At 68.4% G+C, this 506-nt stretch carries 1 protein-coding gene and 1 pseudogene; one reads left to right on the forward strand and one right to left on the reverse strand.

The genetic code is table 11. From position 1 onward, the window contains the following. A partial coding sequence (locus tag CXQ90_RS21970) for an L-threonylcarbamoyladenylate synthase (RefSeq protein ID WP_181038678.1) occupies nt 1-320 on the forward strand: 320 nt, incomplete at its 5' end. A gap of 22 nt (nt 321-342) precedes the next feature. On the opposite strand, the pseudogene CXQ90_RS23140 reads toward CXQ90_RS21970, so the two are convergent. Beyond that, nucleotides 343-506, reverse strand: a pseudogene (locus CXQ90_RS23140) (ATP-dependent DNA ligase); the annotation flags it as partial.

The following is a 506-nucleotide window of genomic DNA, read 5'->3' on the forward strand; positions in this document are numbered from 1 at the left end:
TGCCGGCCACCAAAGAAGTTCCGCGGCGCCTGCTGCACCCCAAAAAGAAAACTGTGGGCGTCCGGATCCCGGACAACCGCGTGGTGCAGGCGCTGCTGGCCGAGCTCGGCGAGCCGCTGCTCTCAAGCACCCTGCTCATGCCGGACGAGGAGGACCCGCTGACCCAGGGCTGGGAAATCAAGGAGCGCCTGGACCACCAGGTGGACGCCGTGATCGACGCCGGCGACTGCGGATCCGAGCCCACCACGGTGGTGGACTTTTCCAGCGGCGTGGCCGAGGTGGTCCGGCGCGGGACAGGCGACCCGTCCCGCTTCGAATAGGCCGCTAACCCTGCTTCCGTCCCTAATCCTGCTTCCGGGCCCGGCTGGGCTGTACCCGCGGCGGCTCCCCAGGCATTTTCGGGTAGTCCGGGGGGAAGGGCATTTCCTCGAGGCCGTCCTTGAGGTCGCGGTTCCACCACTCCAGCAGCGTGTCGATGGCTCCCGGGCTGCTGTGCATCTCCGCCC

It is taken from the genome of Arthrobacter sp. ZGTC131, from assembly GCF_002929275.1.
Lineage (GTDB): Bacteria > Actinomycetota > Actinomycetes > Actinomycetales > Micrococcaceae > Arthrobacter.